Source organism: Natrarchaeobius versutus (assembly GCF_041205745.1).
GTDB classification, from domain to species: domain Archaea; phylum Halobacteriota; class Halobacteria; order Halobacteriales; family Natrialbaceae; genus Natrarchaeobius; species Natrarchaeobius versutus.
Map to the genome: position 1 here is coordinate 71,091 of NZ_JBGFCC010000007.1, position 22,045 is coordinate 93,135.

19 protein-coding genes are annotated in these 22,045 nt (G+C 64.5%); 9 read left to right on the plus strand and 10 right to left on the minus strand.

Annotation, left to right across the window (positions count from 1 at the left end):
• Positions 1 to 178 precede the first annotated feature (178 nt).
• From AB7C87_RS15865 to AB7C87_RS15880, 4 genes are all read right to left on the minus strand, one after another.
• Positions 179 to 2,683: a beta-glucosidase family protein gene (locus AB7C87_RS15865; RefSeq protein ID WP_369730465.1), complete on the minus strand. Its 2,505-nt coding sequence runs from the start codon at positions 2,681 to 2,683 to the stop codon at positions 179 to 181.
• A gap of 213 nt (positions 2,684 to 2,896) precedes the next feature.
• Positions 2,897 to 3,511, minus strand: a complete 615-nt coding sequence (locus tag AB7C87_RS15870) for a nitroreductase family protein (RefSeq protein ID WP_369730466.1) — start codon at positions 3,509 to 3,511, stop codon at positions 2,897 to 2,899.
• A 346-nt stretch (positions 3,512 to 3,857) separates the two neighbouring features.
• A complete protein-coding gene (locus AB7C87_RS15875; RefSeq protein ID WP_369730467.1) occupies positions 3,858 to 4,934 on the minus strand; it encodes a methionine synthase in 1,077 nt (358 codons plus the stop codon).
• Positions 4,931 to 5,941, minus strand: coding sequence for a 5-methyltetrahydropteroyltriglutamate--homocysteine methyltransferase (locus AB7C87_RS15880; RefSeq protein ID WP_369730468.1), 1,011 nt, complete (start codon positions 5,939 to 5,941; stop codon positions 4,931 to 4,933). The genes AB7C87_RS15875 and AB7C87_RS15880 overlap by 4 nt, the downstream gene beginning before the upstream one ends.
• A 282-nt stretch (positions 5,942 to 6,223) precedes the next feature.
• On the opposite strand from AB7C87_RS15880, the gene AB7C87_RS15885 reads away from it, so the two are divergent.
• The gene (locus AB7C87_RS15885; RefSeq protein ID WP_369730469.1) at positions 6,224 to 7,081 is read left to right on the plus strand and encodes an SDR family NAD(P)-dependent oxidoreductase; all 858 of its coding nucleotides are present in this window, start codon (positions 6,224 to 6,226) and stop codon (positions 7,079 to 7,081) included.
• 2 nt (positions 7,082 to 7,083) lie between these two features.
• The gene (locus AB7C87_RS15890) at positions 7,084 to 9,123 is read left to right on the plus strand and encodes an AMP-binding protein (protein ID WP_369730470.1); all 2,040 of its coding nucleotides are present in this window, start codon (positions 7,084 to 7,086) and stop codon (positions 9,121 to 9,123) included.
• A 133-nt stretch (positions 9,124 to 9,256) separates the two neighbouring features.
• Here AB7C87_RS15890 and AB7C87_RS15895 read toward each other — a convergent pair whose 3' ends face one another.
• From AB7C87_RS15895 to AB7C87_RS15910, 4 genes are all read right to left on the minus strand, one after another.
• Entirely contained in the window at positions 9,257 to 10,318 is a 1,062-nt protein-coding gene (locus AB7C87_RS15895) for a Brp/Blh family beta-carotene 15,15'-dioxygenase (RefSeq protein ID WP_369730471.1), read from the minus strand.
• The gene (locus tag AB7C87_RS15900; RefSeq protein ID WP_369730472.1) at positions 10,311 to 11,099 is read right to left on the minus strand and encodes a lycopene cyclase domain-containing protein; all 789 of its coding nucleotides are present in this window, start codon (positions 11,097 to 11,099) and stop codon (positions 10,311 to 10,313) included. The genes AB7C87_RS15895 and AB7C87_RS15900 overlap by 8 nt, the downstream gene beginning before the upstream one ends.
• Before the next feature lie 186 nt (positions 11,100 to 11,285).
• Complete coding sequence (locus tag AB7C87_RS15905) at positions 11,286 to 13,139, minus strand: cation:proton antiporter domain-containing protein (RefSeq protein WP_369730473.1); 1,854 nt, start codon at positions 13,137 to 13,139, stop codon at positions 11,286 to 11,288.
• Positions 13,140 to 13,278: 139 nt separating this feature from the next.
• A complete protein-coding gene (locus AB7C87_RS15910) occupies positions 13,279 to 14,133 on the minus strand; it encodes a bacteriorhodopsin (RefSeq protein ID WP_369730474.1) in 855 nt (284 codons plus the stop codon).
• A 505-nt stretch (positions 14,134 to 14,638) separates the two neighbouring features.
• On the opposite strand from AB7C87_RS15910, the gene gatB reads away from it, so the two are divergent.
• The 5 genes from gatB (at position 14,639) to AB7C87_RS15935 (ending at position 19,279) form a co-directional block, all read left to right on the plus strand.
• Positions 14,639 to 16,129 (plus strand): Asp-tRNA(Asn)/Glu-tRNA(Gln) amidotransferase subunit GatB, encoded by a 1,491-nt coding sequence (gene gatB, locus AB7C87_RS15915; RefSeq protein WP_369730475.1) that lies wholly within the window; start codon positions 14,639 to 14,641, stop codon positions 16,127 to 16,129.
• A 54-nt stretch (positions 16,130 to 16,183) separates the two neighbouring features.
• The gene (locus AB7C87_RS15920; protein WP_369730476.1) at positions 16,184 to 17,200 is read left to right on the plus strand and encodes an MBL fold metallo-hydrolase; all 1,017 of its coding nucleotides are present in this window, start codon (positions 16,184 to 16,186) and stop codon (positions 17,198 to 17,200) included.
• 116 nt (positions 17,201 to 17,316) lie between these two features.
• Complete coding sequence (locus AB7C87_RS15925; protein WP_369730477.1) at positions 17,317 to 17,451, plus strand: transporter; 135 nt, start codon at positions 17,317 to 17,319, stop codon at positions 17,449 to 17,451.
• A gap of 93 nt (positions 17,452 to 17,544) precedes the next feature.
• A complete protein-coding gene (locus tag AB7C87_RS15930) occupies positions 17,545 to 18,876 on the plus strand; it encodes an NAD(P)/FAD-dependent oxidoreductase (RefSeq protein ID WP_369730478.1) in 1,332 nt (443 codons plus the stop codon).
• Positions 18,877 to 18,952: 76 nt separating this feature from the next.
• Entirely contained in the window at positions 18,953 to 19,279 is a 327-nt protein-coding gene (locus AB7C87_RS15935; protein ID WP_369730479.1) for a hypothetical protein, read from the plus strand.
• 13 nt (positions 19,280 to 19,292) lie between these two features.
• Here AB7C87_RS15935 and AB7C87_RS15940 read toward each other — a convergent pair whose 3' ends face one another.
• Together AB7C87_RS15940 and artA are read right to left on the minus strand one after the other, a co-directional pair.
• Positions 19,293 to 20,006, minus strand: a complete 714-nt coding sequence (locus tag AB7C87_RS15940; protein ID WP_369730480.1) for a metallophosphoesterase — start codon at positions 20,004 to 20,006, stop codon at positions 19,293 to 19,295.
• Positions 20,003 to 21,016, minus strand: a complete 1,014-nt coding sequence (gene artA / locus AB7C87_RS15945; protein ID WP_369730481.1) for an archaeosortase A — start codon at positions 21,014 to 21,016, stop codon at positions 20,003 to 20,005. Before artA ends, AB7C87_RS15940 begins: the two co-directional genes overlap by 4 nt.
• Positions 21,017 to 21,163: 147 nt before the next feature.
• Between artA and AB7C87_RS15950 the strand changes: the two genes are divergently transcribed.
• Together AB7C87_RS15950 and AB7C87_RS15955 are read left to right on the plus strand one after the other, a co-directional pair.
• Positions 21,164 to 21,400, plus strand: a complete 237-nt coding sequence (locus tag AB7C87_RS15950; RefSeq protein ID WP_369730482.1) for a DUF7979 domain-containing protein — start codon at positions 21,164 to 21,166, stop codon at positions 21,398 to 21,400.
• Between the two features lie 169 nt (positions 21,401 to 21,569).
• Complete coding sequence (locus AB7C87_RS15955; protein ID WP_369730483.1) at positions 21,570 to 21,980, plus strand: DUF7124 domain-containing protein; 411 nt, start codon at positions 21,570 to 21,572, stop codon at positions 21,978 to 21,980.
• Positions 21,981 to 22,045: the final 65 nt, after the last annotated feature.

Consider the following 22,045-nt stretch of genomic DNA (forward strand, 5'->3'; position numbering starts at 1 on the left):
CGAGTCGAAACGAAAGTCCCTGCTGAAACGATTGACACACCGCTCACAGACAGCGCCCGGAGACCGGACGAACGGACCGGTCTCCGAGACGACTATCGTGAGCGGGTGTGCAAAGACGTTCAGGGGCTACTCTACCGTGGGGACGAGCCGCTTGGTGACTCCCTGCGGTCCGACACGCTCACTCGAGGATTCGGTATAGCGCCATCACGTCGTCGAAGGTTGCCTCCCCGTCGCCGTCGATGTCGTACCGGCCGGGGACCGGTTGGTCGTCGGTGATCGATGCCCCGTTTTCGACGGTGAGTGTCGCCGACTCTCCGCCGACGGACACCTCGTACTCGCCGGGCTCGACGACTAGCGGTCCGACGCCGGGCATATCGCCGGGGACGACCTCGAGCGTCGAGAGATCGAGGTGGACCTCGACGGTTTCGGAGTCGCCCGCCTCGAGGCGGACGCGATCGAAGCCCATCAGCCGGCGGTGGGGCTGGAGCACGGAGCCGTAGAACTCGGTGTTGTAGACGTCCACGACGTGTTCGCCGGCCATCTCGCCGACGTTCTCGACGGTCACCTGCGCCGTCACCGACGGCGTCGAGGCGGGATCGTCGACCGCCGGCGGTGACAGCGACAGCTCCGAGTACTCCCAGTCGGTGTAGGAGAGCCCGTGGCCGAACTCGTACTGGATCATCCCGTCGCTGGCGTCGACCGACTGTCTGGGCGGGTAGTCGTCGTAGCAAAGCGGGACGTGGCCGACGTGGGCCTCCCAGGTGAACGGCAATCGTCCGGAGGGGTTGTACTCGCCGAAGAGGGCATCGACGATCGCGACGCCCGCGTCACTGCCGGGCTGGCCGGCGAACAACACCGCGTCGAGGTGCTCGAACGTCTCCTGGGTCCCGCGGGGACTCCCGGCGAGGATCACCCCGACCAGCGTCGTCCCGTCGTCGGTCTCCGCGTCGACAAGTTCGACGAGTTCCCGTTGGGCGTCGGGAAAGCGCATCCTGTCCCGGTCGCCGAACCCTTCGTTGTGTGGCCCCTCGCCGAGGACGACCACGACCGCGTCGGCGTCTCCGGCGGCGTCGACGACTGCCTCCGCCTGCTCGTCGGTGACGTCGAAGAAGCCGTTGTCGAAGTTCTCGTAGATGCTCTCGTACGATGCCGGATCGAACTCGGTTGGCACGTGCGTGAGCCGATCGCCGAGGCGATCCTCGAGTTCACCCGCGATCGTGTGCTGGCGCGGGCGCGGCCCACCCGGGCTCAGGTCGCCGTCCTCGACGCCCTGCCAGCCGAGCGTCCAGCCGCCGTGTTGCATCAGGAACCGGTTCTCCGTTCCGCGGTTCACGCCCGGCCCGGTCACCAGCAGTTCCTCGGATCCCGAAAGCGGGAGCGCTTCGGTTTCGTTCTCGAGCAACACGAGTGACTGCGTCGCCAGTCGTTCGGACGTCTCGGCCGCCCCACCGACGAGGTCGCCGATCTCGTCTTCCGGCGCGTACGGCTCCGCGAACAGGCCGAGATTCAATTTGAGTTCGAGGATGCGCCGAACGGAGTCGTCGATCCGTTCCTCGGCGATCTCGCCGCGCTCGACGAGATCGACCGTTGTCTGGATAAACGCCGAAGGCGGCGTCTCGTCGCCACACATACAGACGTCGATGCCGGCCTCGAGGCCCTCCCGGACCGCTCGGCGCCACCCCTCGTCGGTGTCGGGCAGATACTGATGGTTGGAGATCTTCCGCTCGAAGTCGTCCCAATCGCTGACGACGACGCCGTCGAACCCCAGCCGATCCCGAAGATACTGGGTCAACAGCCATCGCGAGGAGTGGGCGGGTTTACCGTTGACCGCGCCGCTGTTGACCATCACCGTCTTCGCCTCCTCGAGTGTGCGGGCGTAGGGCGGGAACTGCCGCGTCCGGAGGTCGCGCATCGACGTCCGGGCGTGTCCGCGGTCCTTTCCGCTGTTGGGCGTGCCGTAGCCGCCGACGTGTTTGACGGTCGCGGCGACGCGGTCTGCCCGTTCGAAGCCACGCGCTCTGGCTTTCCCGAGTTCGCCCAGGAGCATCGGGTCCTCGCTGTGGCCCTCGAAGTACCGGCCCCACCGCATATCCCGGAGGATATCGACGGTCGGCCCGAAGTTCCAGTGACCGCCCATCGCCGCGACCGCCGCGCCGGTGTGGGTCGCGGCCTCCTCCACGAGGTCGACGTTTCGCGTCGCACCCACGTTGAGCCGCTGGGGAAAGCTGGTACAGCCGTCGAGAAAGCAGTTTCCGTGGAGGGCGTCGCCGCCCCAGAGAAACGGGATCCCGTGGTCGGTCTCCTCGAGTGCGAACTCCTGGAGCGCGTTGAGCCCCGCGACGAACTCCTCGCCGTTCCACGTCGGCCCGGACGCGCCGCCGTTTAACACGGAGCCGACGTGCAGTTCCGAAAATAGCTCGCCGACCGTCGCCACGTCGTCGTGCATCGCGTACGGCGCGTCCGGATCGAACGCCGAACCGCCGAGTGCGACCTGGGTCATCTGTCCGACCTTTTGCTCGAGTGAGAGGTCGTCGACGAGTTCCGCGATGCGTTCGTCGTTCGGTTCCGAAGCGTCGTCGCTCGAGCAACCGGCGAGCGCCGCGGCCGTCGTTGTGCCGGTCGCGGCGACGAACGTCCGTCGTGACGTCCCGCGGTCGCCGCCGTCAGGTTGGTCGGCGTTCATGATCGTACAAAATTAAATTCGGTCCCGGATAATTATTTTGTGGGGTATTCACCGGTACCGCGTTCGTGAATCGCTTCGGGGCCGAGCCCCGTTATACTGCCTGTAACCTGTTCGAAAGGGCGAGAAACGAGGCGAAAGGGCGAGAGAGAAGGAAAGTCGGGCGTCGGTCCGGCGGGCCCGATGAGTGCCGTCGTCGCTCCGACCGGACGGCGATTACTCGAAGCCGCCCCGGTGGGTAATCTCGTCTACGGACTTTCGATCGCTCGGTTGTTCGCGCTCGCGAAGCTCCTCGGAGAGCGTCTGCGGCGGCGCGCGTTCCCCGACGGCGAACATGGCCTCGACGGCGAACTCGCCGGGAACGTCGAGTTCCTCGGCGGCACCCTCGTAGTCGAAGCCGGCCATCCCGTGGACGGCGAGTCCACGACGCGCCCCCTCGAGTGCGAGGTTCTGCCAGGCCGCACCGGTGTCGAAGGAGTGGACCGGTGCCGGTTCGCCGTTGTGGTCGAACGTCGTCTTCGAGACGATGACGGCGAGCAAGCCTGCGTCGGCCGCCCACGCGTTGCCTTCGCTCAGGAGATCGACGAACGTCTCCCACTCCTCGTCCTCGGGTGTCGCGTAGAGAAATCGCCAGTGTTGATTGTTGAACGCCGACGGTGCCCACCGCGCCGCTTCGAACAGCGGGAGGTACTCCTCCTCATCGAGGGGCTCGCCGGTCATCGCCCGGGGCGACCAGCGATTGACGAACAGCGGGTCGACGTCGTGGTCGGGATCGCGGTGTTCGGCGACTTCCTCGTCCAGTTCGGCACGGGAGTTTACGGTTTCTTGCATCGACCGATCGTTCGAACCCGACCCATATGTACGTTCCCGGACACGCCAGTCACCAGGTGACGTCCACGTCGTCGGCGAGTGTCCACGTGTGACACGGAAACGTGTCGAGATCACGGTATTCGATCGGAACCGTCTCGAGAACGGGACGATCACAGGACGAGACGATCTGACAGCAGTCCCGCCACTACGGCCTGTTGTACATCAGTAACCGACCTACCCGCGAAACGTCTGCGGGTGGGCAAGAACTGCGACAGCAGTCCGTCTCATACGGTTTACTGTAGATCATTTCCGGCGAGACCGCCGCCCGGATCGCGGTCTCACCGGTACATCGCTACAGTAATCCGTATCAGTCGTCGGCGGGCGTCGGCGTGCCGCGCTCGACGTCGATCTCGCCGGCGTCGAGTTTGGCCTCGACGTTGCGGGCGGCCTCGACCATGTTCGCCATCTTGCCGTAGGCGACCTCGCGGGGCAGGAGCTTGACGCCGCAGTCGGGCGAGACGACCAGCTGTTCCGGCGGGACGACCTCGAGTCCTTTCCGGATGTTACGTTCGATCTGTTCGACGGACTCGACCTCGGCGACGTGGACGTCGGTGACGCCGAGTGCGAGATCGGCGGTGAACTCGGGATCTTTGAAGACGTCGAGCTGGTCGTAGTCGCCGTTGGCGAGCTCTAAGTCAAACTCGTCGACGGGGAAGTCCAGAATTTCGGGGTAGATCCGGGAGTAGTCGCCGTAACAGACGTGCAGTCCGATGCGGACCTCCTCGGGGATGTCGTCGACGATGTGCTCGAGGGCTTCGCCGACGATAGCGTGGTCGTCGGGCGTCGTCGCGAGTGCGGGTTCGTCGATCTGGATGTAGCGCGCGCCGGCCTCGACGAGCTTTTCGATCTCCTCGTTGACGAGGTCGGCGACCGCGAGCGTGAGGTCGTCGTCGTCCTCGTAGGCCTCGTTGAACGACCAGTTCGCGAGCGTGTACGGGCCGGTGATCGGCACCTTGACCGGCCGGTCGGCTGCGGCGGCGGTGAACTCGTACTCGTCGACGAGCCAGCTGTCGGTGTACTCGACTTCGCTCACGACGGAGGGTTTGTCGAAGTAGTTGTGTCCCCAGACTTTGACGGGGCCGTTGAACTCGTAGCCCTCGATGCGGTGGGCGAAGAACTCGACCATCTCGTTGCGCCGCATCTCGCCGTCGACGACGACGTCCAGGCCGGCTCGTTCGTGTTCGGCCGTAATGAGGCGGGCGGCGTCGTCTTTGGCCTCCTGCCAGTCACCTTCGTCGAAGCTGTGGTCGGGGTCCTGGTAGAGTTCCTTCGCCCGGTTCAGCCACTTCGGTTTGGGATAGCTGCCGACGACGGTCGAAAGCAGGAAGTGATCGTTCTCGTGATCGTCGGGTCGGAACTGGTCTCTGTTCTCGTTCGTGGTCATGTCGTGGTCACCTCCGCGTCCGCGAGCGCCGCGGCATCCGCGAGCGCCTCGAGTTTCGCCTCGTACTTGTTGTACGGCAGGTAGAACGTCTCCGTGTTGGTCGTCAGATACACCGTCTCGAACTCGGAGACTGGAAGCTGATCGTACACCCAGTCGACGCGGTCGCGGATCGCTTCGGGCTCCTCGACGAGCGTGTTCTGGCCGTCAGCGAGGCCCAGCGAGACGTCGTCGGTCGTTCCGTACTCCTGGACGTTGTAGAGGTTGTCCTCCTGGTTCGCCACGAAGTCGAAGCCGACCGCGTCGATGTCGGCGTCCAGCAGGTGAGCGTAGACTTTCTCGGAGAGGGCGCCCCAGTAGGGCTGGACGACGACGTCGGCGTCGGTCGCCTGTGCGACCCGATCGATCGCCTCGCTTGCGCGCTCGTCCTCCCCGTCGCCGGGGGCGTCCTCGACGAGCGAAGGCTCGAGCAGGTACAGCGTCTCGTGAGCCGGGAACGCCTCGACCTCGCCCGCGAGGAACTCGGCGATCGCGGCGAGGAAGTCCGCGTCGTCTCCGTAGTGTTCGTCGGTCGCGAGTTCGGCGAGCGAGTAGGGGCCGGGGAGGACGGCCTGCAGACTCCCGTCGGCCGTCAGATCGGCGGTGGCCTCGAGTTCCGAGGCGACGTCCCCCGAGAAGTCCAATTCGTCCGTGACGACCGGCTCGCGGTAGAAGTTGTTGTTGTCGTAGTAGCGGACGATACCGCGCGTTTCGACGGCGTCGTGAACCGCGAGTGGGTGTGCGAGCATGTCGTCCCAGCGAAGTTGGCCTTCGACGACGCGATCGAGTCCGGCTTCCTGCTGGACGTCGATCACTTCCTCGCGTGCCTCTTCGTAGGCCGTCGTGATCTCTTCGCCCTCGTCGCCGCTGATCAGGTCGTGTTTCTGATGCCCCTTGAGGCTCGAGAGCTCGTCTTTCGCCCAGTCCGGGAGCGGATAGAGCCCCGTCGTGGTCGATACGTACTCAGTCATCGTGGCTCGGGCTAGGCTATACCGACGCTTAATATTTTCCATCCTCGCTAATACGCCTCGGTAATCTTTGGCGCGGTAGTATTCGAGGCCGAATTAGTCGTGTTGGGCGTTTACACCCCACATAGTCGTCGAACGACGCGAACGCCGAGTGCCGGAGGAGCGACGGTTCGTGATGCGTGGGATATCGGATCTCGAGGACTGCTTAGGGGCGGTGGGTTCGACGTTGATATGTTAACGCGGTTGTTTAGCGTGCTTCGAGCTAACGTATGTCGTGAACGGATTATGTCCCAGGATCGGGTTACACCGCCGCCAGTAACGGACGAGCGGATTCACAGGATCGACGATGGATCGTTCACCGCCAGGAACGTCTGCCTCGTGACCGGGGGCGGGTCGGGAATCGGACGGGCGACGGCGCTCGTCGCCGCCGGAAACGGCCTCACCGTCGCGGCGACGGACGTCGACGAGGACGGACTGGACGAAACGGTCGACCGAAGCGAGGAACTCGACCTCGAGGGAACCGTCGAACCGATCGTCGGGGATCTAGCCGAAGACGACGACCTCGAGCGGATCGTCGACCGGGCCGCGACACTCGGCGACGTCAAATATCTCGCGAACGTCGCCGGCGTTCAACACATCGATCCGATCGACGAGTTTCCGATGGATGCCTACGACCGCATCCACCGGATCATGTTGCGTGCACCGATCTACCTCTCGAAACTCTGTATCCCACACTTTCGGGAGACTGCGGACGGGACCGGATGCGTGGGTAATATGGCGTCGGTCCACGGCCACTACGTGACGAGCGACAAGGTCGGCTACAACGTCTCCAAGTTCGGGCTTCGGGGACTCACCCAGTCTATCGCGGCCGAAGGCGACGGGAGGATTCGGTCGTTTTCCGTCAGCACGGGTTACGTGAAGACGCCGCTCGTAACGAATCAACTCGAGGATACCGCACAGCAACGCGGAATTTCGGTCGAGGAGGTGATCGAGGAGGTGATGCTCGGCCAGTCGCGGGTCACGGAGATGATGGAGCCGGTCGACGTCGGGAATCTGTTCGCGTTCGGCTTCTCTCACCTCGACCGGCACCTAGACGGCGGCGACCTGTTGTTTGATGGTGGTATGACGCTTACCTATCAGTAACCATGTCAGGAGATGGCACTCTCGAGGACGTCGGCGAGGTCGTTCACGACCCTGACGAGGCGTTTGCCGAGTCGACGAACGTCGCTGCCTTCATGCGTGAGTACGGGATCGACGACTACGACGAACTGATCGAGCGGACGACAACAGAGCTCGAGGACGAACCCGAAAGCGGAGTCGACTGGTTCTGGGACGAGGTCGTCGGCTATCTCGACCTCGAGTTTTACGAAGAGTACGACGAAGTGCGAGACGACGGTCGAGGCGCGAGCCGCGGCGGACCGCAGTTCACCGACTGGTACCCCGGCGGGCGGCTCAACGTCGCCCACAACGTCGTCGACCGTCACGCCGCCGTCGACGAACCACGGCGGAACGCGGTTGCGACGATCTGGGAGGGCGAAGACGGCGAGGTTCGCGAGGTGACCTACCACGAACTCCGCCGGCGAGCGAATCAGGTGGCGAACGCCCTCGAGGAGCGCGGCATCGAGACCGGCGATACCGTCGGACTCTACATGCCGATGGTGCCCGAGGTCGTCTCCATCCTCTATGGCTGTTTCAAGGTCGGCGCGATCGCGGTGCCGATCTTCTCCGGGTTCGGCGTCGACGCCGTCGCGACCCGCCTCGAGGACGCCGAGTGTTCCGTGTTGTTCACCGGCGACGGCTTCTCCCGCCGCGGCGACCCGATCTTCCTCAAGTCCTCGGCCGACGAGGCGATCGTGCAGGCGGGTCACGTCGAGCACACCATCGTCTTCGATCGACTCGGCTCGAGCGATCCGCAAAACGAACACGAGATCCCCTGGGCCGACGGCCGCGACGAGTGGTGGGACGACGCCATCAAGTCCCAAGCCGACGAGTACGAGACGAAATCGCTCGACTCGAGCCAGGAGTCGATGCTTCTCTACTCGTCGGGAACGACGGGGAAACCGAAGGGGATCGTCCACACGCACGCAGGGGTGCAAGTCCAGTGTGCCAAGGAACTCTACTTCGGCTTCGATCTGAAGCCCGCGGATCGGTTCTTCTGGGTCTCCGACATCGGCTGGATGATGGGGCCGTGGACGTTGATCGGTGTCCACACCTTCGGCGGAACCGTCTTCATGTACGAGGGTGCGCCCGACTATCCGGGTCCCGATCGGTTCTGGGAGATGATCGATCGCCACGGGCTGACGCAGTTCGGTATCTCGCCGACGGCCATTCGTGCCCTGCGAAAATACGGGGACGAACCGCTTTCCGGTCACGACCTCTCCTCGCTTCGAGTTCTGGGATCGACGGGCGAGCCCTGGGACCCCGAATCCTGGCGGTGGTTCTACGAGACCGTCGGCGGCGGCGAGTGCCCGATCATCAACATCTCCGGCGGCACCGAGATCTGTGGCTGTTTCCTGATGCCGATGCCGAACCAGCCGCTGAAACCCTGTACCCTCGGCGGGCCGGGGCTGGGGATGGATATCGATATCGTCGACAGCGACGGCAACTCCGTGGCGGAGGACAACGAGCGAGGATTTCTGGTCGCTCGAGACTCCTGTCCGTCGATGACCAAGTCGTTGTGGTCGGGCGACGAGCGCTACCTCGCGGAGTACTGGTCGACGTTCGAGGACCCGCCGTTGTGGGATCACGGCGATTGGGCCCAGAAGGACGCCGAGGGATTTTGGTTCCTCCACGGCCGTGCCGACGACGCGCTCAACGTCGCCGGTCGCAAGGTCGGCCCCGCCGAAGTCGAGGGTGCGCTCATCGACCACGAGGCCGTCAACCAGGCCGCCGCCGTCGGCGCACCCGACGAGACGACCGGCACCGCCGTCGTCGCCTACGTCGTCCTCGAGGACGGCTCCGAGGAGGGAGACGATCTCCGTGAGGAGTTGCGCACACAGGTCGGCGAGGAACTCGGCAAACCGTTCCGGCCGCGCGAGGTGCTGTTCGTCGACGAGTTCCCCAAGACGCAGTCGGGCAAGATCATCCGTCGAGCAATCGAGGCCACCTACACCGGCGAGGACCTCGGGGACCTCTCGAGTATCGAGAACCCCGAGGCGCTCGAGGAACTCGACGACGCACGGTGAACGAAGCGACTCGACGGTACACGGTGAACGAAGCGACTCGACGGTACACGGTAAGCGTCCGTAGCTGTGACCGACCCCCTCGAGATCGAGACGCGGCACCGGTCGTGCTCGCTCCCCGGGCCAACGGTCCGTATCAGGGCGACCAGAGACCCGCCTCGAGATCGAGTAGCGTGACGACGACCACGTGCGGGATCGTCAGGACCGCGATACCGACGAGGTAGAGTCCCATCGCCTCCTCGAGCGTCGCTGGCGTTGCCGGAATCGAGAGCGTGAGCCCGATGAAGACGAACAACGCGGCGGCGGTCAACGGCGCCGCGTCCCTCGCGAACCGGTCGAACGCGAGCGACACGTTCCCTTGCACCAACGCCCCGTTTGCACGGTCGTCGAGCAACATCGTTCTGAGTACGTGCCTGAGCGAGTGCCACAGCGTGAAGTAGAGCCCGATAGCGAGGATCGGCGCCACGACGGCGAAGTACGCGAGCAGGCCGAGTGTCTCCGCGACGTCGACCAGCCAGGGTCCGCGATCGTCTGCGTGAAAAAAGCCGACTCCGAGCGTGACGGCGATCAGGGTACCGAACCCGGCGGCGACGGCGAGACGCGTCGTTGGGGCGAAAACCGGGTCGAGTGCCGTCGCGGCCGCGGGATCGAACAGGCCGATCAGCGCGCCGGCGACGAACGCGTACTCCGCGGGGAACGCGATCAGCGGGACGAGCATCGGGAGGCCGCCGCGGACGGCCGCGGTCAGGACGCGCAGAAATCGCGTCTCGAGGTGGTCGGCACCCGCGAGTTCGACCAGCGCGTAGACGTCTCCCTGTCCCCAGTGGGCGAGCGTAACGAGGATGAAGAGCGCGAACGCGACTGCTGGGGCGAGAAACCAGACGAGGGCGTACAGCGATCCGCCGACGAGGTAGAGCACGCCGACGAACGCCAGATCTCGGCGGGTAACCGGTTCGCCACGGGCGCGCGCCAAGACGAGATGATCGACGGCACCGTGGGGGAGTCCCAAAACGAGGGCGCTCGCCGCCAGCGGAAGCAACTGGACGGGCCGCGGCAGGGACCCGCCGAGGACGGTGATACTAACCCCGAGGACGATCGAGATTACCCCTCCGGCGAAGGCGATCCTCGCCGCGAGCGCCTGCGGGCCGGCCGCGTCGGTCGGCGTACCGGACCGAACGCCGGTCGGTTCGTCAGCCATCGGTCGATTCAGCGGAGAATCGGCTCGCGAGACGATGCACCAGCGACAGCGACCCGAGTTCGGCGCGACGGTCGAGGACCCACACGTAGAGGACGAGGCCCTGTACGACGAAGACGTTCGCCGCGAGGAAGAACAGCGCTTCCTCGAGCGGGAGGCCGGCGAGACCGACTCCGATCGTGTGTGACTCGGAGATCATCCAGATCCCGAGCGAGATGGCAATCCAGTCGGCGACCCACAGATAGAGGGTCGGCACGCCGATGGCGAGCAGGAGTTGCCGTCGCTCACGGAGGAGATACGTGAGGCCAAAGCCCCACTGGATCGCGAGGATCGGGCCGGCCCACAAGAGGATCGCGCCGAGGTAGAACGTCGACGTCGTCCCCAGAAGCACCCACCCGCCCGCACAGATCCCAACTCCGGCCAGCACGCCGGCGAGCCGATGATTCGCGGGGAGCCGGAGTGAGACGTCGGAGACGTCTAGAAACTGGAAGAGCCAGAACGCCGTCAACGTCGTCTGGAGGACGAAAAAGAGATACTCCTCGAGCGGCGTATGCCAGATCGTCGCAAGGACGGCTCCCTCGCCGTACCACCAGACGCCTTCGGGGATCATGGCGTTCGTCCAGGGGGTGGTGTACGCCACTGCGAGACAGACGATGATCGCGAGACCGGAGAGCTCCTCCCGTCCCCACCGTGCTCGCTCGCGTCGGGCCGCCAACCAGCCGAGGACGAGGATCGGCGGGATCGTAAACACGAGGTGAAACTGCAGGTAGGTGAGTGAGTTCATCGTACGTGAAATTTCCGTCCCTCGTCGGCCGTCGACGGTCGTACTCGATGCGTCTTCGTCAAATCGACCCCTCGAGTGTGCCGTCCGTCGTCACCGTCGTTTCGGTTTCCCTCGACTGCTCTCGACACTCTCATACTGGTGGGTAGTGAGGAACTGTCAAAATGACACACCCATACTAGTAGGGGATTACTCGTCGTGAGGATGGAACCGCTTGACTGCGCTTCCGACGGCGTCGTCGCGTCCGATGAACGTGACTCGGTCACCCGCCTCGAGAACGGTGTCCGCACCGGGGACGGAGGTTTCACCGTCACGGGCGACCACGGCGACGATGCAGCCGTCGGGTATCTCGGCGCTGAGTTCGCGGATCGTCGCCCCGTCGAGTTCCGTGGCGGTGACGACGATCTCCTGGGCGTCGTGGCCCTCGCCGAGTTCGTTCATCCAGTGGGCGAGTGCCGGCCGTTCGATTTCGTTGTCGATCGACCAGGCGGTCGCGCTGGCGACGTCGATCGCTCGCACGTCGAGTGCGTCGAACGCGTCGACGTTTTCGGGGGAGTTCACTCGGGCGACGACCTCCTCGACGTCGAATTTCGTGCGTGCCAGCTGTGAGACCAGCAGGTTGACGTCGTCGTCGGCGGTCGTCGCGACGACGAGTTTTGCGTCCTCGATGCCGACACCCCGGAGCGCGTCAGCGTCAGTTCCGTCGTCTTCGTGGGCCGTGAACCCGTCCTCTCGCAGGTCGGTGACGTTCTCGGAATCGCTATCGATCAGGTGGACGTTCTCGCCTCGTTGCTCCAGTCGAGTGGCGAGCGCCCGGCCGACCCGGCCGCCGCCGACGATGATACTTTTCATCGGAACCACGTGCAGGTACTCTGCGATCTGTCTCGCGAATCCGGCCTGAATGACGACCGTAATGAAGATGACCAGAAAGACCGTCCCGGCGAGCGTCTGGGCGGCTTCGAACTGGCCAGCGGCCTCGAGTTCGATCGCGAACAGCGTCGCCACCGAGGCGGGGATAATCCCGCGCGGGCCGACCAGCGAGAGGAAGTACTTCTCGGCGCGGCTGAACCGCCAGTGAGTCGTCGAGATTGCGACGAGGACCGGTCGGACGATTAGCGTCACTGCAACGACGACGGCGATGCCGCCGAGACCCAATCCGAGTAGCGCGTCGAAGTCGATCAGCGCCGCCAGCGAGATAAAGACGAAAGAGAGCACGACGAGCGTGAGATCGCGGTTGAACTCGAGGATCTCCTCGCGGTGGGGAAACTCGAGGTTGCCGAGGACGACACCGGAGGCGGCCGCGGCGGCGACCCCGGTCTCGGGGAAGATCGACTCTGCGAGCCCGAAGGCGACGAGCGCACCCGTGAGGGTCACGAGCCGTGCCGCCTGCGTAGCATTGCCGGCGGGGAGATCGGCCTCGACCAGCAGGTACCATACGACGCCGGCGACGATGATGCCGACGCCGAGGCCGGCGACGAGCCGCTGGAGGAACGAGACGGGAATCTCGGCCGGCGCGTCGCCGACGACGAAGACCTCGAAGATGACGATCGCCAGGACCGCCGCGGTAACGTCGTTGAAGATCCCCTCGGCCTCGAGCGTCGCGGCGACGTGCTCGCGGACGGTGACGACCTCGAGAAGTGGCGTGATCACGGTGGGACCGGTCGCGATCAGCAGGGCGCCGACGAGTGCGGCGACGTCCCACCCGGTTCCGAGAAAGAGACGAACGGCGAGGGTCGTTCCGACGAACGCGATCACCGCGCCGATCGTCGCCATTCGGACGACGGCGCGTGGTGCCTGTGAGAGCCGCTCGCGGCGGAGGTGAAACGCGCCGTCGAAGATGATGATCGCGACGCTCAGGCCGACGACGGTCGCGAGGCCGTCACCGAACGTCTCTATCGTGACGAATCCCAACACCTCGGGACCGAGGGCGACGCCGACGACGATCAGGAAGAGGACGCTCGGGACGCGGAGTCGCTTGGCGAGCACCTGCGCGCCGACGCCGAGCGCGAGGATGCCGACGACGATCGGGAGTGGGTCCGTCACAAGTCATTCACCGTTTCGGTGAATAAATCGCCCTCCGAGCAGAGGTGACGAGCGCTGCCACCGAAGGGAAGGGGGTCGAACGGAATCACTGCCCCACAGTTCGCAAACCCAACCGGGCGACGACGGACAGCAACCCGTCTCAGTCATCACCAGGGATACCCACGCCCTTCAACGTAGAGCCGTAGTCAGCGTCGGCGGTGATCGTCTCGGGCTCTTTGACGACGTACAGCACGATCAACACCGTAACGATGTACTTGGTGATGATGTCGAGGACGCTGTATCCCCAGGAGGTCATCCAAATCTCGAGGAGGGCAAAGCCCTCGACGCCGAGCGCCCAGAGGATCGGGTAGCCGAACCAGCCGACGACGGTGAGGATCTTTAGCTTCGTGAACAGGTCCCCTGTACCGGTCTGCTCGGCCTCACGGGTCCAGTCGACCAGGATCACGTAGACGATCACCAGGAAGAAACTCGAACTGAGCACGAACCACCACCAGCGCATGAGATACGAGGAGGTGGTCAGCGCGGCGGCCAGACCGGTGACACACATCGCGATCGTCATCGCGACGGTAGTCGTGATCTTCGTGAGGTTCGAGCCGGCGATCATCCCGAGGACGATCAGGATGAACGGCGTGGAGAACGTCCACGTGAGGTAGCGACCCCACATCGTGAGGACCTCCTCGCCCGCGAGCGGGTGGCCCGCGGGCATCTCGATGAAACTCAGCGTCAGCCCCGACGTGAGCCCGGTATAACTCGAGATCGAGACGACCGAGATCAGCATCGTCGAGACGACGATCAGCTTCGTGCGTGGGTCGGTCACTCCCCGGGTCATCGCGACGATAAAGAGAATCGTCAGGCCTGCGAGGGCGATGTTCGCGACGAACGACAGCGCGAGCAGCGTATCGTCGAACACGAACTCGAAGATCTCACGCTGGGTTTCGGGTGTTTGTAGCAGGATATCCTGTGCGGACGCTGTTAGTAGTCCAGTCGGTTCCATGACTCTGTTGTCACGTTCGAGCCCACCCACACTGAACTGCGCTCCAAACTGGTAAGGTCTCGTCACCCGAATCGGGGAGACGAGCGTCGTCGAAATAATTCTGGCAGGACTGAACGGTTGCCGTCCCCCGCTTATCACAGCTACGTGATGGCCGCCTGTCGGCGTTCGGATGTCTTCCCGTCGAGTTCACCGGTGATGAACTGGGTCCGTAGTGCCTCGAGTACGATCTCGGCAAAGCCGGTTCCCAGACGCATCGATAGCGCCGAGAGGCCGACAGATGTCCTCACCAACGCGAGCAGTACCGTTATCCACGGCGGCCGGTGGTAGATCAGGCTGGGAAGGCCATTCGCACCCGTTGGACGTAGGGCTGTGTAGTGATTGGACCGAGTTCGCACAGCCTCGGAAACTGTGACGAGTCGCGGCGATCACAGCCGGCTACGGGCGCCTCGTTCGCGACGACTTCGTCCCGTTACGTTTTACCCTGCCCGCCCCGAATCGGTGGCCAATGACCGCACAAACCGTCCAGCAGGGTGATCTCGTGACTGTCATCGGCCTCGAGGTCCACGTCCAGCTGGAGACCGATACGAAGATCTTCTGTGGCTGTTCGACCGAACAGACCGACGAGCCCAACGAGAACGTCTGTCCGGTCTGTCTCGGTCTACCGGGTGCCCTCCCCGTCCTGAACGAGGGTGCCGTCGAGGCGGCCGTCAAAATCGGGAAGGCGATCGACGCCGACATCCCCGAGGAGACCCGCTTTCACCGCAAGAACTACTACTATCCCGACCTGCCGAAGAATTTCCAGATCACCCAGTACGACGAGCCGATCTGTGCCGATGGCGAACTCGAGATTTCGGTCGAGGGAACGCGTCGCTCGGTGACGATCGAGCGCGCGCACTTAGAGGAGGATCCGGGCAGCCTCCAGCACGTCGGCGGCGGGATCGACACCGCAGACTACACGCTCGTCGACTACAACCGCGCCGGCACGCCGCTGATGGAGATCGTCACCGCGCCGGACTTTCGCAGTCCCGACGAAGTGCGGGCGTTTCTCGCCGAACTCGAGGAGGTTCTCGAGTATCTGGGCGTCTTCGACGCCGAACGGGACGGCAGTCTCCGCATCGACGCCAACCTCTCGATCATCCCCGAGGACGAAATCGACGGCGACGACGCAGACGAGATCGGCGAGGAGGCACTCGCCACGGCCAACCGCACGGAGGTCAAGAACATCTCGAGTCACAAAGGTGCCGAAAAAGCGCTGGCCTACGAGGAGACGCGCCAGAAAAACGCTATTCAGCGCGGTCGCGCGGTCGAACAGGAGACTCGACACTGGGACGAGGCTCGGGGCATCACGGTCTCGATGCGCTCGAAAGAAGAGGAGAAAGATTATCGGTACTTCGAGGAGGCAGACCTCCCGCCGCTTCGCGTCTCGGACTGGAAGGAGACGATCGCGATCCCAGAACTGCCATCCGCTCGCCGCGAGCGGTTCGGAACCGAGTACGGTCTCGACGAGGAAGCCGCCTCGAAGCTCACCTCGACGAAGCAGGTCGCGGACTTCTACGAGGACGTCGCGGCGGAGTTCGATCCCGACCTGGCGGCGACCTGGGTCGCGGACAACCTGCTTGGCGAACTCAACTACCGCGACATCGAGATCACCGAGATCGAAGGCCGCCTCGAGGAGGTCAAACGACTCGTCGCGCTCGTCGACGAGGACGAAATCACGGCGAAAAACGCCCGTGAGACGGTGCTCCGGTCGATGCTCGACGACGGGCACACGCCGGACGAAGTCGTCGCCGAGGAGGGCCTTGGCAAGACGAGCGGGGACGAGGTTCAACAGGCCGTCGTCGAGGCGGTCGACGAGAACCAGGGGGCCGTCGAGGACTACGAGTCCGGCGACGACGGCGCGATCAACTTCCTCGTCGGACAGGTGATGCAAAAGACCGGCGGCAGTGCGGATCCGGGCGACGTAAACCAGTTGCTGCGGGCCGAACTGGGCGAATAGCGTACCGTTCCGTGACCCGGCGAATTATGGCCTGCCGGCGAGTTGGATTCTGATATGGATCGGATCTCGCTGGGGAACGAGGAGTTCGAAGGAAACAACAACGCGTACGTCCTCGACGGCGGTGACGGCGACGCCCTCGCGCTCGTCGACACCGGTATCGCAATGTCCGACTGCCGGGCACAACTCCGGACGGGGCTGGCCGAACGCGGCTACGAGTTCGCCGACGTCGACGATATCGTTCTCACACACTTTCACCCCGACCACGCGGGCCTGGTCGGTGAGATTCAGGCCGAAAGCGATGCGACGGTTTACGTCCACGAGGCTGACGCTCCGCTCGTCGCACAGGACACCGATGCAGTCGCCGCCTTCGACCGGCAACGTCGAGACGTCCTCGAGGAGTGGGGCCTTCCGGACGAACCCCGGAGTGAACTGCTCGGATTCCTCGAGGCGGTGAGGGAGATTCAAGGTGAAGGGGCTGACGTGACGTCGATCGCGGACGGTGATACCGTGGCGGTCGGCGGGCACACGCTCGAGGCGGTTCACACGCCCGGACACACCGCGGGCCTGTGCTGTCTCGAGATCGGAGAGATGCCAGAAACGACCGGTGGAGACGAAGGCGTCGACGGCCTCGAGGCGTTCGTCGGCGACGCTATCCTTCCGGTATACACGCCGAACGTCGGCGGCGCGGACGTCCGCGTCGAGCGCCCGCTCGAGAAGTATCTGACCTCCCTCGAGAGGATCGCCGACCGAGAGTACGATCGGGTCTGGCCGGGACATCGCGATCCGATCGACGACCCGACCGACCGGGCACTGACAATCCGCGACCACCACCGTGAACGGACTGGGAACGTCCTCGAGGTACTCACAGAGCACGGACCAGCCGATCCGTGGACGGTCAGCGCCCACCTGTTCGGCGACCTCGAGGGAATCCACATCCTCCACGGTCCGGGTGAAGCCTACGCCCACCTCGATCACCTTCGCCACGAGGGGATCGTGGCGCTCGAGGACGGCGAGTATCGGTTGGTCGACCCCGACGCCGACATAGCGGCGGTCGTCTCCTCGACCCACTGATTTCGGGGCCCTCACTGTGTGGGTGTCTCTCGGTGACGACCACGCTCCCGATCGGTATTTATGTCGGCTGGCTATGCATGCTCCAGCGATACCCGTGCGTTCGTGGAGGGGTGTGTATGGTCAGGCTCTCGACGGGCGTCATCCTCGCCGGCATCGTATTGCTTTTCGTTCCGATCCCACCGATCGCAACCATTCTCGGAGTGTTAGTTATCCTCACCGGCGTTCTGCTCAGGGTGTTTACCGGCATGTAGCGCGTGGCCGGACCACTCGAGTCCGTATCGTCCTCGTGACCGTCGACTACTGTAAGGTCGAGCGTTTATCCGTTCGTCGTCCGATGAACCGGTATGCAGTCGACTCCGCGAGTGCTCGTCGTCGGCGGCGGTCTCGCCGGCCTCGTCGCCGCGCGCCACCTCGCTGGCGGCGGCGCCGACGTCACGCTCACAGAGCGCAGACCGTCGGTCGGCGGACGGGTACGGACGACGACCCGGGATGGCTTTCGGTTCGATTACGGCTTCCAGGTGCTCTTTACGGCCTACCCCGCAGTTCGTCGGGAATTAGATCTCGAGGCGCTCGACCTTCGTCCGTTCGCACCGGGTGCGACGATCGCTCGGGCAGGTCACCGATCGCGGCTGGTCGATCCGCTCCGGGCGCCGAGGGAGCTTCCGGCCGCGCTGTTCAACCCCGACGTCACGCTCGGTGACAAACTCCGCGTGGCGACGCTCAGGTGGACGCTCCGCAACCGTGCGTTCGACGAACGCTTCGAGTCGGGACACGACGCCTCGATCGACGCGTTCCTCCGCGAACGCGGGTTCTCCGATCGGTTCCTCGAGCGTTTTGCCGGCCCGTTTTACGGCGGGATCACGCTCGACCGCTCGCTGTCGACGTCGAAACGGATCTTCGAGTACACGTTCAAAGCGCTGGCGGCGGGTGAGACCGCGGTTCCCGCAGAGGGGATGGGTGCGATTCCGATTCAGTTGGCCGATTTCGCCGAGGCGGAGGGGGCGACGATCGAGAGCGGCGTCGAGGTCGAGTCGGTTTCGGCTGACGTCGTCTCCGGGTCGGGGACCGATGCCGACTCGAGTGGCTCCACTGATGCGAGGGTCGCCGTCGAAACGGACGGCGGATCGTACGACGCCGACGCCGTCGTCGTGGCGACGGACCCGCGGACGGCTCGATCGCTCACCGGTGTCGACCCGACTCCGACGAACGGACGAGCTTGTGTGACCCAGTACTACTCGCTCCCAGCCGACACCGGAATCGAGAGCGGCAAACGGATCGTGTTGAACGCCGACCTCGACTCGGAGGGGCCGAACCACGTCGTTCCGACGAGCGATATTGCCCCCGAGTACGCACCCGAGGAGGCAACGCTGATCAGCGCGACGTATCTCGGCGACCGCGAGGAGACGGACGAGGAACTCGCCGCGGCGACTCGAGAGTCCCTCGAGTCGTGGTATCCCGAACGGGCGTTCGACGGATTCTCCCTCGAACACACCGACCGGATTCCGTTCGCGCAGTTCGCACAGCCACCCGGCGTCCACGATGAACTGCCAGATGTGCGCGACCCCGACGGTCCGGTTTACCTCGCCGGCGACTACACTCGCTGGTCGTCGATTCAGGGTGCGATGGAAAGCGGTCGTCAGGCGGCAGGGGCCGTCCTCGAGGATCTCTCGAGGTGATTCAACCGCCGTCACTCGAGACTCCCGGCGGTCGTCACACAACACTTTTGTCAGCAAATACATAATTCTCGGTTACATGATCGAAACGGAGACGCTCTTCCTAGCGCTCGTGTTCTCCGTCGGCGGTGTTCTGGGCGGGCTGAACGGGTACCGTATCTACACGGCAGCACAGCGAACGCGAGCGCGGCGGCTCTGGACCGCCTACTTCGTCGGTTCGCTGCTCGAGAGCGTGGCCGGGATCACCGTTTTCGTGTGGGTTTTCACGAGGAGAATGCCGTCGGTGTGGCTGTTTGCAGCGCTTGTCGCACTCCCGCTGCCGGTGATACTCGTCCAGTGGCGGATGCACCGGAAGATGGAGTTCGAGAGCCGATTAGACGGCTGGCTGTCGAACCGCGCTCGATAGCAGACGGTCTCGATCACAGCAGCTTGCGACACTCCCCGAGCGGCGGAAACCACAGCGGCTCCCCCTTCGAGTCGTCCCAGACCGCCGGGTAACAGGCATCCACGTCAGTGACCAGCGGCGACTGGAAGTCTCGAGAGCGCATCCCGTTGACGGTCGCGCCGGCCGCGGCCCGCGTAAACGCCGGCAGGACGAGGACGTCAGCCCCGTCGTATATTTCGAGACCGTAGAGGAAACAGGGGCGCTTGCGACCCTCGAGGGAGATCGCCGGATGGTCGTGGCCGACGACGTACCGCGAGGCGTCGGTTTCGGGCCGCTCGTGGCCGTGGCAGACGACAGTCTCGTCGTCGGCCAAGCGATACTCCGCCGTCGTCTCGCCGCTGAAAACCTCCTCGAGCATCGTGTCGTGGTTGCCGGGCGTCACGACGAGCGATGCGTCCGCGTCGGCGACGGCCTCCTCCAGCGCCGACAGGTCGGATTCGACGCCTCGCGGGACGTACTCGAAAGAGTGGAGGAGGTCGCCGGCGACGACGACCGTTTCCGGCTCGATCCGCTCGAGGACCGCCTCGAGACGCGTTCGGACGTCCGTCCCGTCGCCGATCGGCGCGTCGACGCTCGAGGCGACGGCGCGTCCGAGGTGGACGTCGGCGAGAATCAACGCGTCGGCGTCGGGGACGGAGACGGCGCGTTCCTCGAGCGAGAACGGAAGGTCGACGTCGACTACGGTCATCGATCGGCGTCGGGACCGCCGTCGGCGCGAACCTCCTCTTTGCCGAGGGCCTCGAAGAGGTCGTACTCGTTGCCCGTCAGAACGAAGAGGACGTCCTCGAGTGGCTCGAGGATCTCCGGAACGATCCTGACGATGAGATACGTGATGGCGACGAGCGCGACGACCGACAGCGTCTGGGCGATGTAGTTGTGTGCGACGAGAAACGAGACTCGCTCGGGTTGGGCGCCCATGTACGTGGTCATGAACGAGACCAGCCACTCCTGTTGGAACCAGCCCCATGGAGAGGCCAGGCCGATGAAGACGTTTCGGACGAGGTTCAGGAACCAGATGATGCCGACGGCGAGTGCGATCCCGGTCAGCTTCCGTCGGAGCGGCGCCTTTACGGCCGCGATCAACCCGCCGAAGATAGCCATGCTCCCGATCCCGGTACACGCGAGGACGATGTACGTCGTTCGTCCGGTGACCGTCTCGTCCGGATCGAAGTCGAACCGACTGTAGTAGCCGTTTGCCCCCTCGTTGATGCCGGGGCTGTGGCCCAGAAGCTCCATTCCGAAGTGCGTCTGAGCGGCGGTCGTCTCGATGAGCCACTGTCTGACGAACGGAATCGTCTCCGCGGGGAGATAGATCAGACCCATAATCGCGACGGCTTTCGAGAGCAACAGAAGCGACTGGCGACCGCCGTACAGGAGGTAGCCCGTGTACAGACACAGCGGCAACGCGGCGACCGAGAGCACTGTCTGAAGCGGGCTCTGTGCGTCGTAGTAGTAGTACGGCACCATCGTCAGCCAGAAGACACCGAAGACGAGCCAGGCCGCCGAGGCGAGCACGCGAGCCGCGTCCGGTTCGCCGCGCCACTGGAGGACGATCGCGAGAAAGAACGCGCCGATCGCGATCCAGGCCAACGCGTCCGTCATCCCCGAATCGAGTACGGTCGACGCGATCGACGTCACGCCGATAAACTCCGGGCTGACGGCCAGTGCGGATTCGGCCCCAGCCGATGCGGTCGGCATGTTCAGGCTGAACGAAGGACTCTCCTGCTATCAACTTGACGCCTCGTCGCAACGACCGGGCCACTCGAGTTTCGGGCCAGTTCGACCGGATTCAGCGTGAACGACCGAAGTAGTTAAGTACCGCTATGCTATTCGGTATCAATACCCATGTCATTCAGTGACCGTTCCGCGAGCGAGTTTCCCGGCCGGCCGTCGACGCTTCGTCGCGTCGAGACGGTCGAATCGGGAGCGACGGTGAGACACGTCGATCAACTCGAGTCCGCGGCGCTCGAGGAGTTCCTCGAGATGCTGGCCGGCGATCGATCGACGATTCCGCCGGAGAGCGAACTCGAGGAAGGTGAGATCGTCGTCTTCACCGACTACTACCGCGTCGAACGGAGCTGATACGGTCTACTGTCCGTCGGTTCCGGTGGGGCCACGACTCGGGCGGCAGTCCCACTCCACCGGCACACCGCCACAGCAGTCCGGACGACAGGGCGGTCAGGGCATAGAGGTGTGCCGTCCGATGGGACGTATCGAAGCCGTTTTCCCCGGTGCGGCCGTTCGATCGGGTATGAACGGCGACAGTGACATGACCCTCGCGTTCGAACTCGAGGCGCTCAAGCAACTCGCTTCGCCCGAGTCCGTCTTCGAGGACGCTCGAGGGTGGACCGAGTACATCGGCGTCGTCTCCGAGAAACCGACCTACGTCGTGACGAACTTCACGCGAAAGAACCGGATCCGTCAGGACTTCTTCTCCGGCCCACGGGGCAAAGCCGAGAGCCTCGAGGGCGTCAAAAACCAGTTCGACACCGACCGGTACGTCTTCGTCGGTGCGGACGAAGAAGACGAGGCGCTAGCCGACGACGTCGGCTGGGAGTACTTGGCCGTCGACGACGCCGCCGAGGCGGCGGAGTGGGTGCTGGCGACGACTGCTGGTGCCGAGGAAGACGATGCCGAACCCGTCCGCGACGATTGGCCCTAGAATCACCGCTTTTCCGACCCGAGTTCTGACCTCCGGTATCGAGCGACCGTTTCGAGCACCCAGTC

What these genes read in the sequence shown, in the direction of transcription:
- AB7C87_RS15870 (WP_369730466.1), bottom strand. Translation starts at nt 3,511, where the DNA reads ATGCAAGAAACCGTAAACTCCCGTGCCGAACTGGACGAGGAAGTCGCC.
- AB7C87_RS15940 (WP_369730480.1), bottom strand. Translation starts at nt 20,006, where the DNA reads ATGACCGTAGTCGACGTCGACCTTCCGTTCTCGCTCGAGGAACGCGCC.
- artA (WP_369730481.1), bottom strand. Translation starts at nt 21,016, where the DNA reads ATGCCGACCGCATCGGCTGGGGCCGAATCCGCACTGGCCGTCAGCCCG.
- AB7C87_RS15925 (WP_369730477.1), top strand. Translation starts at nt 17,317, where the DNA reads ATGGTCAGGCTCTCGACGGGCGTCATCCTCGCCGGCATCGTATTGCTT.
- AB7C87_RS15875 (WP_369730467.1), bottom strand. Translation starts at nt 4,934, where the DNA reads ATGACCACGAACGAGAACAGAGACCAGTTCCGACCCGACGATCACGAG.
- AB7C87_RS15930 (WP_369730478.1), top strand. Translation starts at nt 17,545, where the DNA reads ATGCAGTCGACTCCGCGAGTGCTCGTCGTCGGCGGCGGTCTCGCCGGC.
- AB7C87_RS15885 (WP_369730469.1), top strand. Translation starts at nt 6,224, where the DNA reads ATGTCCCAGGATCGGGTTACACCGCCGCCAGTAACGGACGAGCGGATT.
- AB7C87_RS15955 (WP_369730483.1), top strand. Translation starts at nt 21,570, where the DNA reads ATGAACGGCGACAGTGACATGACCCTCGCGTTCGAACTCGAGGCGCTC.
- AB7C87_RS15890 (WP_369730470.1), top strand. Translation starts at nt 7,084, where the DNA reads ATGTCAGGAGATGGCACTCTCGAGGACGTCGGCGAGGTCGTTCACGAC.
- AB7C87_RS15910 (WP_369730474.1), bottom strand. Translation starts at nt 14,133, where the DNA reads ATGGAACCGACTGGACTACTAACAGCGTCCGCACAGGATATCCTGCTA.
- AB7C87_RS15900 (WP_369730472.1), bottom strand. Translation starts at nt 11,099, where the DNA reads ATGAACTCACTCACCTACCTGCAGTTTCACCTCGTGTTTACGATCCCG.
- AB7C87_RS15920 (WP_369730476.1), top strand. Translation starts at nt 16,184, where the DNA reads ATGGATCGGATCTCGCTGGGGAACGAGGAGTTCGAAGGAAACAACAAC.
- AB7C87_RS15935 (WP_369730479.1), top strand. Translation starts at nt 18,953, where the DNA reads ATGATCGAAACGGAGACGCTCTTCCTAGCGCTCGTGTTCTCCGTCGGC.
- AB7C87_RS15880 (WP_369730468.1), bottom strand. Translation starts at nt 5,941, where the DNA reads ATGACTGAGTACGTATCGACCACGACGGGGCTCTATCCGCTCCCGGAC.
- AB7C87_RS15950 (WP_369730482.1), top strand. Translation starts at nt 21,164, where the DNA reads ATGTCATTCAGTGACCGTTCCGCGAGCGAGTTTCCCGGCCGGCCGTCG.
- AB7C87_RS15865 (WP_369730465.1), bottom strand. Translation starts at nt 2,683, where the DNA reads ATGAACGCCGACCAACCTGACGGCGGCGACCGCGGGACGTCACGACGG.
- AB7C87_RS15895 (WP_369730471.1), bottom strand. Translation starts at nt 10,318, where the DNA reads ATGGCTGACGAACCGACCGGCGTTCGGTCCGGTACGCCGACCGACGCG.
- gatB (WP_369730475.1), top strand. Translation starts at nt 14,639, where the DNA reads ATGACCGCACAAACCGTCCAGCAGGGTGATCTCGTGACTGTCATCGGC.